The following is a 13,630-nucleotide window of genomic DNA, read 5'->3' as shown; positions in this document are numbered from 1 at the left end:
CCGTTGCGGCGAAGCCCTATTTCGAAAGAATCGTAAAGCCTTGCCCGAGCAGGATCTTGGTCGCCGCTTGCGACGACAAATAAGCGAGGAACGCGGCCGCGTCGGGATTTTTCGACGTCGCGACCAGGGCCACCGGATAGACAATAGGGCTATGGCTCGCCTCGGGAAAAATGCCGACCACTTTCACTTTTGGATCGGCCTTGGCGTCGGTCGCATAAACGATGCCGAACCTTGCTTCTCCCCGCGAGACAAGTGTCAGCGCATTGCGGATATTGTCCGCTTGGGCGAGTTTTGGTTCGACATTGGCGAAGACGCCGAGACTTTCCAGCGCCTGCTTGGCGTAGATGCCGCCAGGGCAAGACGCAATGGTGCAAACCGCGATCTTGCCGTCGCCGGTCGCGCCCGCGAGATCGAAGTTGGGGGCGATCTTGAGATCCGTGCTGGCGTCCGCGGGCTGAATGAGAACGAGAGCGTTGCCAAGCAAATTGCGGCGGGTGCCGGGCTTGATGAGCTTCGCCTTGTCGAGATAGTCCATCCAGGTCAGGTCCGCGGAAATGAATATATCGGCGGGGGCGCCCTGCTCGATCTGCTTCGCCAGAACAGCGGAAGACGCATAGACGGCCGACGCGCTCTTGCCGGTATCCGCCTTCCAAGCCGCCGCGACGGCGTCGAGCGCGTTCTTCATGCTGGCGGCGGCGAAGACGACCGTGCCGGTTGATGCGGCCGGCGCCGCCGCAGGCGGGGCGGCGGTCTGCTCGGCGAGCCCCGGGCGCGGAAGCGCGGCGCCCGCCATGACAAGGGCTAGAGCAAGGGCTTGGAGCCGGCGGCGGGTAAATTCGATCATGCAACTCTCCTTCTTTGGCGCCAGCGCTTCGGCTTTGACTTCAACCGCGCAGCGGATTTTCGCTCTGCCCGATCCTACCCGCGAAGGACGCGTCGCTAGATCGATCGAGCCTCCGCCGAGGCTGCTGGAAGATCGCATTCTTATATTTTAGTTTATATAGGATTCGCAAGCTCCCCCAACCAATTTTGAGGGCGTCGATTTAATCTGCGAGCTCTTGCGGTTTGAACAAGCGCGCGAGCGCGAAGATAAAAAGGGCTTTGGTCGCGCGAAATCCAAGACGGCCTCGGGCAGGCTCTTAAGGCGCACACCCGTTTACCAAGTCGCCCAATCGATCGTTTTGTTCGCAATCAAATGCTCTATGCTCTTCGTGACCGGTTCGTCCGGACGAGACCCGACCTCCTCGTCTTGCAGCATTGTCGTTTGACCTGCCGCCAATCGGGCGCGCCAAGGAAATGTTCCAGCCTATGAGTTTGCCCCCGCGGCCTGCCCAGCGCCAAAAGACCACGCGCGGCCCATTGCTCGAGGCCGTCAAGGTCGGCTGCCGCGACCTCGTCAGCCGCCGCGGCGACGTCGCCTATTGCGTGATCGAAACGCGGACAACCGACGATAAGCGATCGACGCCGCGTCGCCGCACCCGCTTGCGTTCAGGCAAGATCCTCGATCCTCGCAATGCATTTCTGATCGAATGTCAAATTTACGATCGGTCTGAGAAGGGCGCGCGGCTTCGGCTCGTCGCAAATATTTCCATGCCGGGAAAGATCCGACTCTACGAGGATGCGCCGGAGCGGCTGACCGACGCCTTTGTCGTCTGGCGCAAGGATGGAGAGGTCGGAATCTGCTTTGCCTCATGCGTTCATTCGCGCAAGATCACGCCGGCGCAATTGGCTTGCCTCCGCGGACGATATTATGCCGCCGGGGGATGAGGGCGCCGCGCGCCTATGGCGCCTCTTCCGTAATGATTCCGCGCGCCGTCACGACGATCCATTTGTCCGCCCGCCGTTCGATCGCAAGGACTTTTCCTCCCCCCGGGAGAGTGGCGCCCGGGCTTACAACATAGGAGCCTTGGGCGCTCCGGATGATCGCCGCGCCATTTTGAACGAAGCTAAGGATATAGCCTTTGAGCTGCGCGCGGGTCGCATCGGCCTGGATCTTATCCGCGCTTGACTGCGCCGCCCCGCCGCGGCTTTCGCTAGGCTCGCCAAGTGGGACGCGGCGAATCGAACCCGTGGCGTTATAGTCGACCAACTGGTCCTCGCCGACGCCCGCGTCAATTTTCTTCTGAAGCGATCCGCCGCCGAGCGGCTGCGCGAAAAGCATCAGGTGTTCGGCGCCGCCAAAAGTCGGATGGCTATTGTCCCGCGCGATCATATATCCGGCGAAGATCGCGGAACTCATCGCCGCGGCAATGCCGGCCGCCACAAGCCCAATATCGGCGGTTGCGACGGATGCATTGGCGGGAGCGGCCAACAAGCCTTGCAACACAGTCCGTTTCGAAAGCAACTGCTTTTCCAGGCGGAAAAGAAAATTCGTCGGCTTGGGCGGCGTCGATCCACCGGATCGAAGCGATGACACCCCGGTCCCGCCAAATTTCGCGCTCCCTCTTCCGTTTGACATCATGTCCATGCGTCCTTCCCAATTTCCACTGGCGCCATTGACGCGACCTTAGAGCTCCCTTCACATGGACTCATGTGATCGAACGGGAATCGCTCAGCCTCCTCCAGCTCCCTGCAAATCACCCGGGCAACATGAGGCCGACATCAGGCAATGAACTCTTGTGCGTCCTGCAGCGAAGGGAAAAGGCGCCGGCCCAAGAGCGTTTCAACCTCGACGCTGCCATCCACGAAGAGGATATAGGCGCGGTCTTTGACCCAGCCGCGCTCTATGACTTTCCGCTGACGGCTAGCCGGCTGCGGGGCTGTTTTCGTTGAAGGTTGCGCGGTCCGCGCCAGCACCGCATCAAAAAACTTGTTCAGCGCGCCGAACCCAGTCTGCAGCGCTCCCAGAATCGCCATGCCGAATCCACTTAGGATCGTACATTCGGCGATGCCCGCCATGGGGAGAGAGCCGCCGCCCATCACTCGGCCGGATAGGCTCGCAACAAGATCGGTGAGTTGCACCGCGGACAACAACAGGGTCCAGCCAAGGGCCACAATCATGAGCCCAATCCAAGTTAGCCGGTCAAAAATCATGGGTTCGCTCCTTCTTAGCTCCAAGACAATGGCCTTCAAAAAATTCGTTTGCGCCAAGAACGTCCGCTTCCCAGCGGCGCCATCCTCAAGGGCCGGCGAATCGCGCCCTTGCCGGGAGACCCATTCTGATTTGAGCTCCTTGGAGACAGCTATCGGAGGGATCTGTCACTTCGAAATCTCATCCCTGGTGATATAGTTAAATTCCTCAACCAGCAGGTCTTTGATGATCTCTCCGCCGAGCCGTTGATTGACCTTCTTGATCAGGCCTGTTGTCAGCGCTGGGACATTGTATTTTTCGATATGATTGAAATCCAGCTGGTCGGAGTAAAGCGCTCGAAAGGTCTCGTCAGTGATGAAGGCGTCTGGCGGCACGGTTAATTGCTTCAAGTTCTCGGCGGCAATGAGATAGACGAATTGCGCCACGACATAGCCTTCGACATTGCCATTGGAGATCATGGGAACGTTGATTGGAGCCATTTTCTTATGTTGGAGCCCTTCCATGCGCTTATCCGTCGGTGCGGTAGAGGTCGGGCCAGCCAGCCAGTCGGCGCCGACATAGGTCGACGCCCCCATGACCGCGCAAATCCAGAGGCAGCTCACGACAAGCCGCATCATCGCCGATATCCGATGCCGTTCATTCCGGCAGAATAGGTTCCATCCGACTCATGATCTTGAATGGCGCGAGCGATGATCTCGGCAATCTCGCCCACCGCGTTCAAATGCATCTGAAGCATTGCGAGATTGCTTTCCAGCTTCACGCGCAGCCTCGCCAATGGCGCTCTTACGTCGAAGTCGACCGCGGGATCGTCGAGCGCGCGCAGGGCGTCCATCGTGCGGGTGAGTTCAAGAAGTCCATGGCTCTTCTTGTGATTAAAGTCGTGCAGAACGATCGGTCTATGTTGCTTGAGCATCTCGGTCTCGAGATCGAGGAGCCGTTCGATGCGTTCGATCGTTTTGACGAAAGCCTCCGACATGGCCGCCGACTGACCCTGTCTGGCAGGGCTATCCGGCTTGGCGAATGCGTCTTGCCGGGGGACCGACATGGAAATTTCGCGGCCGCTAGCGCTGGCGGCTGCAGCCTCGAGAGAATGGGCGGCGAATTCGCCGGGCATCGCGGTCAAGACCGAAGCCCAACGAGAGCATCGTTCGCATTAATCCCGCGCGCGCCGCCTTCGCCTTCCGGCGAGGGCGCGACGGCGCCGCCTCCGATTGATGCAGCCTTGACGAGGCCAAGATCGACATTCTTTCCTATCTGCGTCGCCAATTGCTCCGCCAGCATCGATCTCCAAATGTCGCCCGCCGCGCCATGCCCAAAAATTTCGCTAGCGTCTTTCGGAAGCATGTTTTCGACAAGACTTTGCAGGACGAGTTGTTCGAGGCCTTTATATGCTTTCGTCCGGGCGTCCATTGGAGCGAGCGTTCGTGGCGATGTCGCGCCCATCAGCGCGAGTTGATCGCGCAGTTCGGATGGCGCGCTTTCCACGGCTCCCTCAATCGCCGTAGCCTTGATCGCGGTAGCAAAGCCGCCACTCGAGCCTTGCTCCGCTGGTCCCAGACCAGCCAGCCTTTCCGTCGCTATGAGCGATTTGACTGGATCGGCCGCTCTGGCCACGTCGAGGACAATGTCCGAAACCGGTTTGATCGACACGCGCTGGTCACCTTTACGAGGAATGTCGCTACAAGGTGGGCCCTCTGGCTTGCCGGAGGCTTATGCAAGCCGATTGAGCGCGATTTCAATCGCCTCGACAAGTTGTCGCGCGTCGTCCACGCGCCGCGCTTCACATTCGACCGCCTTGACCATCCGCTCAACGCGCCGCAGTCGTCCTTGCTCCTCCAAACTCCGGGCCGCTTGCGCTTCCGTTCGGCCATTGAGGACCGCGCCCGATTCTTCGAGGCCATGCAAGCGGCGCATCATGGTCGCCGCAAACAGACCAGAAAACACCAGCTCGCCATCTAGAAAGCGAAGGAGGTCGCGGCGCTGATCCGTTAGGTCGGACGCCTGACGTTCGAGGTCGCTCAGCCGCCACTCCGCCAGCCGGCCGAGTTCCGCTTGCACGGCAAGCATGCGGTGGGCCTTGCGAAGCCGACGCCTCATGACCGCGCCAAATCAACGCGCCGCGGCCGCGTTCGAATCGCCGCGCCGCCATATCGGCGGCGGTCTAAGCTCCAGCGCGCTCGAAGTTGCGGCGAAAGCCAATCATTCAGCGAGATCATCAACTCATCCCGTCGCGAGCCACGTCGAAAAAGCTGCGAGAAACTGTTCAAGAAATTGCTTGCACGCAACATAAAGTAGAAACAAGCCTCCAGCGACAACTGCCGGCATGGAAATGAAATAAACGGGAATCTGCGGCGTCAACTTAGCGGCCAGCGCAATCGCCAGATTAACAATCAGCGAATAGATGACGAATGGGCTGCTGATTCGAAGCGCGATCAAGAATGACTTGGAGAGACACTCGCTCACTTGAATAAGACTAAATTGTGGATTGAAATATGCGGATACGGGCAGCGCGGCGTAGGATGCAACGAGCCCGCGCAACACTTCCCAATGAAGGTCCGTCAAAAAGAAAAGCGTCGTCGCCGCAAGGGCGACGAGGGACGCTACGGCGGGTGAAGGCTCGCTTTCATCCATTGGGCCTTTGAGCGGACTGGCCAGACCGATCGCCATTGCGATCATATTCGTCAAGGTTGCAAGAGCTTCAAAAAAGGCTCGCCCAAGGACTCCAATCAACGCCCCGATACCGATTTCAGAAACAAGGATCAGCATCAAGGCAATTGGCGCCGCCTCTGACGCGCTGGCTTCGATCGAGCCTGACAACAGCGGCGTCAATGCCAAAGTGATCGCAAATGCAAGGAACAATCTAATATTCACCGGGACGCGAGGATTTGAAAATCCTGGCATCACCATCAAGCATGCGCCGATGCGGCAGAACAGGACGAAGGTCGCGAGAACCACATGCGCCCCAATCGCCGTCACGATAGCGTCCCAAGCGACCTGATTTCGACGCCCCTGGCAATTTCAAGATGCGACAACACAGGCAATGTGGCGAAAAGACGCTCCACAACCATTCGAACATAAGGTCTCGCCTCGGGCGCTGCGACCAGCACAAAGTGGTGGTTCTGATCCATTCTTTCGCGGATCGCCGCCGACGCCTCCTTGCTGAATTCCTCGACCATCCCAGGATCGAGATCGAACTCCACGATGTCCCCTTTGCCATCCCTCTTCAAACTCTGATGAAAGGCCAAGTCCCAACGATTGCCAAGGCGCAGCACTTTGAGCACGCCGCCATCGGTCAGATCGCCGCAAATCTGTTGCGCCATCCGCATCCGCACATGCTCGGCGACCTGCTCCGCCCGCCGCGCGTGGGGCGCAATCTCGGCGATCGCCTCGAGAATGAGATGCAGATTGCGAATCGACACGCGCTCGGCCAGGAGAAGCTTCAAGACCGCCTGCAACCCAGAATAGGAAATCTGCGAGGGGCAGATGTCATCGATAAGGCGCTTATATTCGGGGCCAAGCCGATCGAACAGGGCGCGCATGTCTTTGTAAGAAAGCAACTGCGCCAGATTGTTGCGAATGACCTCGCTCAAATGCGTCAACAATACCGAAATGTTGTCGATCGGGGTAAATCCCTCCCGCTTCAATTCGTTTTTGAAGGCCTGAGAAATCCATAATGCCTTCATGCCAAACGCCGGTTCTCGACTTTCATCCCCAGGCAGGTCCGGTCTGCGTCCATCGCCGACGATGACGAGGAGTTCGCCTATCCTCAATTCATGCGCCGCAACTACTGTGCCATGAATCTTGATTTGATAGCCCTTGGACGGGATCGACAGACTATCGGAAAGCTTTATGTCCGGGACGACGAAGCCGAATTGCCGGGCAAACTTCCGCCGCGTCTTCGCGACCCTCCCCACCAGCTCATTGTGAGAGGCATGCAGCCTCGTCGCGAGTTGCTTTCCAAGGCAGAGCTCGATTTCCGCCGACCGTATCGATTCCCTAACGGAGTCCTTCGCCTCCTGTTGCGCCTGCTGCTCGGCCTCAAGCGTCTTGGTCCGCTCACTGGCCTGTTCCTTGGCGAGCCGCTTTGGAACCGCGTAGCCCGTAAACGCCAATAGCCCCCCCAACAAAGCGAAGGGAAAAAATGGCAGCCCCGGAACGATGGCCATGCCGAACATGAGGAGCGCGGCGACGAACAACGCCCGCGGATATTTGACGAGCTGGTTGAGAACCGCCTCTTCCGTCGCGCCCCTGGTGCCCCCCTTGGAAACAAGGAGCGCAGCCGAAAGCGAAATAATGAGCGCCGGTATTTGCGAAACAAGTCCATCGCCAACGGATAATTTGGTGAAGACATCCGCGGCCTCGCCGAGCGGCATATTGTGCCGCGTCGCGCCAATCACTATTCCGCCGAATATATTGACCGCCAGAATAATAAGCCCAGCTATAGCGTCCCCACGCACAAATTTCGACGCGCCATCCATTGAACCAAAGAACGAACTTTCCTCTTCGAGCTCGCGCCGACGGCGTTGCGCTTCTTTGTCGTCGATCAACCCCGCAGAAAGGTCCGCGTCGATCGCCATTTGTTTGCCTGGAATGGCGTCGAGAGTGAATCTCGCGCCCACTTCGGCGATGCGCGTGGCCCCTTTCGTGATAACCACAAAATTCACGGTGATCAGTATGGCGAAGACGATGAGGCCGATGACGAAATCGCCGCTCATGACCAGTTTCGAAAAGCCGCCGATAATGTAGCCTGCGGCCGTCAATCCTTCGGAGCCGTTAGACAGAATTAGCCTCGTCGTCGCAATATTCAGCGCCAGACGCAGAAGCGTCGCGACAAGAAGCACTGTCGGAAAGGCGGAAAAATCCAGCGGTCTCTGAATCCAAAGGGCGACCATCAAGATCAACACTGAAAGCGCAATCGAAAACGCGACGCCAATATCGATTAAGAACGCCGGAACGGGCAGGAAAAAAATCGAGAGAATCGCAACGATTCCCGCTGCGAAACCAATGTCCCGCGCGCTCTTGCGTTCGATTCCGGCGGCGGCGGGCAATAACAGATCGGCCATTCTCACTCCTCGGACCGCAACAGTCCCGTCGACTCTGTAGGCCCTACCTTGCATGAGCGTGATGATGCCAACGGCGCAGGCCAAGCCTCGCGCAGATCTCGCGATTGACCTCCGGCAGTCCGGCCACGGAAATAACTTCGGCGCATGGCAAAAGCTTCAAGTGCTCACGGACGCATCACCCGCGCTTCAAAAGCCCCTCTCGATCCGCGAATAGACCATTTCTGTAAACGCATGGATCTGGCCGCCGATGAAAGGCGCGCCAATGGTCAGCACGATGAAAATCACGACGATTTTTGGAACGAAGGTAAGAGTCATTTCCTGAATTTGAGTCAAAGCCTGCAATAGAGCGATGATCAACCCAACGATCATCGCGGCTCCGACCGCCGGGCCAGAACCAACGATGATGGTCCAAATCGCAGAGCGGATAAGCTCCAACGCGTCGGCTTCGTTCATGAGGAGCTGACGGTCACGCCGGAACCAATAGAAATAGTGCTGCCATCGCTTAACGTTGCCGTGGCCGCTCCGCCAGAGGATGTGTGGACGGCGACCACGGTTCCGCTTGTCGATCCGTCGGAGGATGTAACCGTCCTTCCGATGACGTTGATCGCCTGCATAGCGAACAATGCGTCAAGCGTCGCATTGGTTTGGACTTGTTGCTCCACTGCGGAAAACGAGGCCAACTGACTCATATATTGGGTCGGATCTGTAGGACTTGTCGGATCCTGATTCTTCAGTTCCGCGACCAGGAGACGCAAAAACTGATTATAGTCAACGGTCGCCGCCCCGGAAGCGGCGCTCGCAGTTGGACCGGACGCATTCGAGGTCGCCGCGGCTGATGCCGCGCTAATGCTGCTTGCGGACATGGATCCTCCTCTTCAACAGATTCGTCAGGCTGCTTGGGTTGGCGACGTCACTCTACCGCCCGCCAATATCTTCCCTTCGATCGGGAAAAGCATACGAATCGCTTTCAATGCCTCAAAGACCCGATTTGTATCGACGAGGTTTTTGACCGCTTTTAGACCCGCCAGCAGCGTCACGTTTTCGGCGACCTCTATGGTCCTCTGAATTGAATTCTGAAACATCTCATTCGCAGTCGCCGTGTCGGTCGGATTCATCAGCATGATCTGAACGATGAAATAAAGCTGCCGCAGCGGCGTGTTTGCATCCTCGACCTTCATGACATGCGCCTCCAAGAGAAAAGTGGCGTCGTTGAGCAGTTCGAGAGATACCTTCCGGTCAGCGCAAAGCACCGCCCCGTTGATGTAGATTTTCTCCCCGGCGCGAAGTGAAATATGCATCGGCGCCCCTCACTTCAATCCATCGCGAATCATAGCGCATATGTCGATTAGGCCCCGAAAACTTTCGGATTGCCCAGATCGAATCGAGCCCGCCTCTTTGATGATCCAGAACCCAACCGACAGCAAATCTGCGCGCAGCACATTGGGCAGCTCATTTTCAGAGTTGCCAAGATCATCGATCAAAGCACTCCACAAAGTGCAAAGAAATGAAAGAGCCTCCACCGTCTCAGGCGATCGAACCCCCGCCGCTTCCGCCTGTTGGAGAAGCGCGATTGCGTGCTCCATCGCTCTGCGCTCCCGATCGCGACAATTCGATGGATCCTCTTGTAGACTTTCAGCATAACTGAACTGATACATGATTACCTGTCGCGTTGCATGGCTGCTAGAGGGCCCGAATCAGAGAAATTTCACCAGGCTGAGTTGCTGAAGTTGCGACGTCAGCGAGTAAGAAATCTCGATCTGCGTTTGGAGGCTTGTCATGCGCGCTGAGACCTCATAGGTATTCACGCTTTCGAGATTGCTAACTTCCGCCGACAAAATATTCATCTGGAGAGACATTTGGTCGGTAGCGGTCATCACGCTGGATTGGGCCACGCCAACTCTCGCTTGGAGGTCAGCGATATTCTCAATTGCTGAGGTTAGAACGCTTCGGGCTGTGCTAACGACGGCTTGATAGGCGTCGGAGCTGAGATTTTGCGCGCCAAGATCAGCGACCATTGCATAGGCCTGGGCGAGCTGCTGAAAGCCGGGCTCATTGGCGCTCACCGACGTATTCTCCGTCAGCGTCGGTGAGACCCGATTGGTCAGCGTCTGATCGGAAGCAGATGACCAATCTGTCGTCCAATTGGCTCCCTGGAATAGCGGCGCAAATTCAGTGTCAAGGAAGCCCTGCATATCTGCGCCGCTGATGCTCGATACGCCAGGGTCCGCTTGGGAGACCCCGAAGGCCGCGGAAAAGGCAGCGTCGACGGCCAGTTTGTTCGCCATCGAGGCGCCGTAATAGTCTGTGATGGGGCGACTGCTCGTATTTGTTCCGGCGAAAAGATAATCGCCGTCGAGAGTGGAATTCAAATTCGAGATAAGCGCCTTAAAGTTGCTCACCCCGCTTGCCTGTATCGTGCTGGCATTCGTCGTTCCGTCGTTCGTTGCAAGCAATGCGTTGAGCAGATCCTGCGCCGAACTTTGCAAGTTTGTTAGAACATTTTGGGTCACGCTGAGACGCGTTTCGACTACCGCGTTGGCATCGGAGATAGTCTGAAGAAATGCGCCTTCGGCTTGAAGCGATAGGCTTTCTCCGGTTCTTCCGCCGAGCGCGAGACCGATGTCGGCATAATTGCCGGTGGCGAGCTCGGTTTGATTGGCGGCGAGTTCAGACTGCATCTTTAGGATGGATTGCCGCAGCGAAGACGTGATCGAGTGGGTGGAGATGTACGAGGTCATGCCGGGATGTTCCTAAATGGCGGTCAACAGGGCTTGAAACATGCCGTCGATCGTCGCTATCAATTTGGCGGAAGCTGAATAAGACTGCTCGAGATCAAGCATCTTCGACATTTCATCATCGAGATTTACCCCCGTCGCATTAGACAGAGCGGTCGTCGCTGTGCTCAGGAGCGCATCTTGATAGGCGCCTTGGGATGAGACGCGCGCGCGCGCCGCCTCGAGCCAGCTCGCGGAGCCAGACGCATAGTCGCTCAAGCTTACGTTCGTCGCGATTCCGCCTGCCGTCCCAAATGTCCGGGTCGCCGACAAGTTATCGAGGAGCTGGGATAGGCGTTCCCCATAGCTCGCGTCTCCGCTCGCGTTGAATAAATAATCCAAATTCCCTGGGTCGGAAATGCCGCCGTCCCGAAGCAGGTTGGCGTCCCCGCCCTGGTTCGGATCGACGCTTGCGTTCACCATGACTTGAGCGGCAAGTCCATTGATGTTCGCTGGCAACGAGGTCGCGCCTGCCGTTGTAAACAGGCCAGGCAGGCTTGGCCCTGAACCAACCTGATCGCTTTCTGTGAACACGTTGATCAGCGCCTCGGCCAAGGCATCCAGTTGGGCCTGATAGGTTACGCTGAGATCGTCCCGAAGCGCGGCAAAGCCGGCGAGCGCGCCCGTGGCAATTGGCATTGGAGCTGCGCCGCCGGTGACTGCAACGCCGTCGACGTAGACAGCGTTGCCAACGGCGGCCGCTGTATAGACGTTGGTCGCGGCAAATGTCACCGCTCTTGCGATGCCGCCCTGAAACAAGGTCACGCCGCTATCCGTGTAGATCGACATGTCACTGTTTGCGCCGACAGTCGTCGCTATTCCGACCTCCTGGGCAAGCTGCGTAAGGATATTGTCACGCTGATCCTGGGCGTCCGTCGTGTCGGCGCCGATCGCTGTTCCATAGACGATCGCGGTGTTGGCCGTCTTGAATTGGACGAGAAGCGAATTGATGGTCTGAATCGACGCAGCCATATCGGAATCGGCTTGCTCTCGAACATAGCTAATCGTCGCAGCGGCGCTGTTCAAGCCGCCTGCCAATGCCTTTGCGGCAGACACCGCTCCGCCAGCCAAAGTGGAATTGCCTGGAGATGCTTGATATAGCTGAAGCGCATTGGTGAATTGGCTCAACAAGGCTGCGGGCGAGCTTGCGCTTGATGTCGCGTCGGCATCGCTGGAGGCAACGTCGCCAATCGTCCGGTTCAGGGCATCAAGGCCAGCCGATATCGCATCCTGCGTCGCGAAGGCCGATGTCGCTGACAGAACATTTTCGAACACGGCGCGGCTGGAGGCGCGAGTTACCGAGGCCACCTGAGAACCGTGCAAGGTCGAAACGACGTTCGCGATCTTGCGGGAATAGATTGCTGTGTCGCCAGTGCCGGAAATATTCCGCGAGAGTGCGGATGTTTCCGCCGCGACTGCGTTCAGTCCTGATCGCGCGACGCTCGCAGCGCTGGAAAGACTCATGATGCATGACCTATCTGATCAGAAGACAGTCTATCACTTTAACATATTGTTGAGCTGAGCCAGGAGATCGGAGCCAGTCTGAAAGACCTTGGAATTGGCTTCATAGGACCGTTGCGCCACGATCATGTCGGTCAACTGCGTCGCCAAATCAACCGTCGACGATTCCAGCTTCGACGATTGGATGGAGCCGAGGCCCGCCAGCCCGGGATTGCCGACAACGATGCTTCCGGACCGCAGATTGGCCTCATACACGTCGCCAGCTTGCGGAGTCAGACTGTTGACGCTAGGAACGGTTGCGAGCGGGATCTTGTAGACCGGTCGCTCCGTGCCATTCGCATAAACCACTGAAAGCGTGCCGTCGCCCGAGACGTTAACGCCTTCGACCGCGCTCGGCGCATTTCCATCCATCGTTGCGGTCGAGACCGCAAAGGGGGAAGCCAATTGCGTCATGCCGGCAATGTCGAGGGTGACTGTCTGTCCGTTGGGGATCGCCAGTGACAGATTCGCCGGGCTAATCAAACTGCCGTCGGCCGCACTGAAATTCATCGTCTGCGTCGTCAATGCGGCGCTGGAGAAGGGAAAGCCGCCCCCCGTCGCTGCGTCCGCGGAATTGTAAACGGATACCTCCCAAGTGTTCACGCCGGTCTTGCTGAAATAGACGTCGAGCGTGACTGCATTTCCTAAATTATCATAGGCCACAAGCGACGATGACTTGGATGTATAGATCGAACCCGCCACATTGGCGCTTGGAAGGCTGCCCGCCGCAATCGATGCGTTCGAATTGAGGTTGGCGGTCAAAGTTCCGGAAGTGGAAGGCGTCGCCATTAATCCATCGCTCAGGACATTGACCACCTCCAGGGAGGTGACGCCATCCGCGGCGGTCGATCCAGAATCGACGCTATATCCCAGTAATTTGAAGCCAGAGGCGTTGACGAGGTTGCCCGCGGCATCCGGCGTGAAGGCCCCCGCGCGGGTCAGGAAAGTGGCGCCGCTCGCGTCTTGAACGAGGAAAAAGCCATTGCCTTGAATGGCGAGATCCGTCGTCGATGTCGTTCCCGCCAGATTTCCTTGTTGCAAGAGATTGTAGCGAACCAATGTTCCGACGCCTCCGGCGTTGTAAGTTGTGGTCCCGGTCTGGTTGACCAAATTCTGGAACTCGGTCGACGCTTGCTTGTAGCCGGTTGTATTCGAGTTCGCTATATTATCCGATACTGTGGAGAGCTTGTTGGCCTGCGCCGCCATTCCGGACACGCTGGCGTTCAAGGCGCTAAAAAGGCTCATCGACGATTCTCCGCGTT

Annotated in this window: 17 protein-coding genes; 1 reads left to right on the top strand and 16 read right to left on the bottom strand. The window is 57.7% G+C overall.

What is annotated here, in order from left to right; translation table 11 throughout:
- Positions 1–16: 16 nt before the first annotated feature.
- A complete protein-coding gene (gene modA / locus DL86_RS11155) occupies positions 17–793 on the bottom strand; it encodes a molybdate ABC transporter substrate-binding protein (RefSeq protein ID WP_425348917.1) in 777 nt (258 codons plus the stop codon).
- A 515-nt stretch (positions 794–1,308) separates the two neighbouring features.
- Between modA and DL86_RS18720 the strand changes: the two genes are divergently transcribed.
- The gene (locus DL86_RS18720; RefSeq protein ID WP_156964594.1) at positions 1,309–1,767 is read left to right on the top strand and encodes a hypothetical protein; all 459 of its coding nucleotides are present in this window, start codon (positions 1,309–1,311) and stop codon (positions 1,765–1,767) included.
- A 13-nt stretch (positions 1,768–1,780) separates the two neighbouring features.
- Here DL86_RS18720 and DL86_RS11145 read toward each other — a convergent pair whose 3' ends face one another.
- The 15 genes from DL86_RS11145 to DL86_RS11075 all read right to left on the bottom strand — a co-directional run bounded on the left by DL86_RS11145 (position 1,781) and on the right by DL86_RS11075 (position 13,613).
- Entirely contained in the window at positions 1,781–2,326 is a 546-nt protein-coding gene (locus tag DL86_RS11145) for a hypothetical protein (protein WP_156964593.1), read from the bottom strand.
- 275 nt (positions 2,327–2,601) lie between these two features.
- Positions 2,602–3,072 carry a hypothetical protein gene (locus DL86_RS11140; RefSeq protein ID WP_036261326.1) on the bottom strand — a complete coding sequence of 157 codons (471 nt, stop codon included), beginning with the start codon at positions 3,070–3,072 and terminating at the stop codon, positions 2,602–2,604.
- A gap of 126 nt (positions 3,073–3,198) precedes the next feature.
- Complete coding sequence (locus DL86_RS11135; RefSeq protein WP_051953217.1) at positions 3,199–3,648, bottom strand: hypothetical protein; 450 nt, start codon at positions 3,646–3,648, stop codon at positions 3,199–3,201.
- A complete protein-coding gene (locus DL86_RS11130; protein ID WP_051953216.1) occupies positions 3,645–4,154 on the bottom strand; it encodes a hypothetical protein in 510 nt (169 codons plus the stop codon). Before DL86_RS11130 ends, DL86_RS11135 begins: the two co-directional genes overlap by 4 nt.
- Positions 4,151–4,681 (bottom strand): rod-binding protein, encoded by a 531-nt coding sequence (locus DL86_RS11125; protein ID WP_051953215.1) that lies wholly within the window; start codon positions 4,679–4,681, stop codon positions 4,151–4,153. The genes DL86_RS11130 and DL86_RS11125 overlap by 4 nt, the downstream gene beginning before the upstream one ends.
- A 60-nt stretch (positions 4,682–4,741) precedes the next feature.
- A complete protein-coding gene (locus DL86_RS11120) occupies positions 4,742–5,128 on the bottom strand; it encodes a hypothetical protein (RefSeq protein WP_036261324.1) in 387 nt (128 codons plus the stop codon).
- Positions 5,129–5,251: 123 nt separating this feature from the next.
- Entirely contained in the window at positions 5,252–5,986 is a 735-nt protein-coding gene (gene fliR, locus DL86_RS11115; RefSeq protein WP_245276343.1) for a flagellar biosynthetic protein FliR, read from the bottom strand.
- A 17-nt stretch (positions 5,987–6,003) separates the two neighbouring features.
- A complete protein-coding gene (gene flhA, locus DL86_RS11110; RefSeq protein WP_051953211.1) occupies positions 6,004–8,094 on the bottom strand; it encodes a flagellar biosynthesis protein FlhA in 2,091 nt (696 codons plus the stop codon).
- Positions 8,095–8,280: 186 nt separating this feature from the next.
- Positions 8,281–8,547 (bottom strand): flagellar biosynthesis protein FliQ, encoded by a 267-nt coding sequence (gene fliQ / locus DL86_RS11105; RefSeq protein WP_036261320.1) that lies wholly within the window; start codon positions 8,545–8,547, stop codon positions 8,281–8,283.
- Positions 8,544–8,957, bottom strand: coding sequence for a flagellar hook assembly protein FlgD (gene flgD / locus DL86_RS11100; protein WP_036261318.1), 414 nt, complete (start codon positions 8,955–8,957; stop codon positions 8,544–8,546). The genes fliQ and flgD overlap by 4 nt, the downstream gene beginning before the upstream one ends.
- 24 nt (positions 8,958–8,981) lie before the next feature.
- The gene (gene flbT, locus DL86_RS11095) at positions 8,982–9,392 is read right to left on the bottom strand and encodes a flagellar biosynthesis repressor FlbT (protein ID WP_036261316.1); all 411 of its coding nucleotides are present in this window, start codon (positions 9,390–9,392) and stop codon (positions 8,982–8,984) included.
- Positions 9,393–9,401: 9 nt separating this feature from the next.
- The gene (gene flaF, locus DL86_RS11090) at positions 9,402–9,749 is read right to left on the bottom strand and encodes a flagellar biosynthesis regulator FlaF (RefSeq protein WP_036261314.1); all 348 of its coding nucleotides are present in this window, start codon (positions 9,747–9,749) and stop codon (positions 9,402–9,404) included.
- 39 nt (positions 9,750–9,788) lie between these two features.
- The gene (locus DL86_RS11085) at positions 9,789–10,832 is read right to left on the bottom strand and encodes a flagellar hook-associated family protein (protein ID WP_036261312.1); all 1,044 of its coding nucleotides are present in this window, start codon (positions 10,830–10,832) and stop codon (positions 9,789–9,791) included.
- 12 nt (positions 10,833–10,844) lie between these two features.
- Positions 10,845–12,332, bottom strand: a complete 1,488-nt coding sequence (flgK, locus tag DL86_RS11080; protein WP_036261310.1) for a flagellar hook-associated protein FlgK — start codon at positions 12,330–12,332, stop codon at positions 10,845–10,847.
- A 33-nt stretch (positions 12,333–12,365) separates the two neighbouring features.
- Positions 12,366–13,613, bottom strand: coding sequence for a flagellar hook protein FlgE (locus DL86_RS11075; RefSeq protein WP_036261308.1), 1,248 nt, complete (start codon positions 13,611–13,613; stop codon positions 12,366–12,368).
- Between the last annotated feature and the right edge of the window lie 17 nt (positions 13,614–13,630).

Origin of the sequence: Methylocapsa aurea (genome assembly GCF_000746085.1) — a bacterium.
Lineage (GTDB): Bacteria > Pseudomonadota > Alphaproteobacteria > Rhizobiales > Beijerinckiaceae > Methylocapsa > Methylocapsa aurea.
This window is presented reverse-complemented; position numbering and strand designations above follow the sequence as displayed.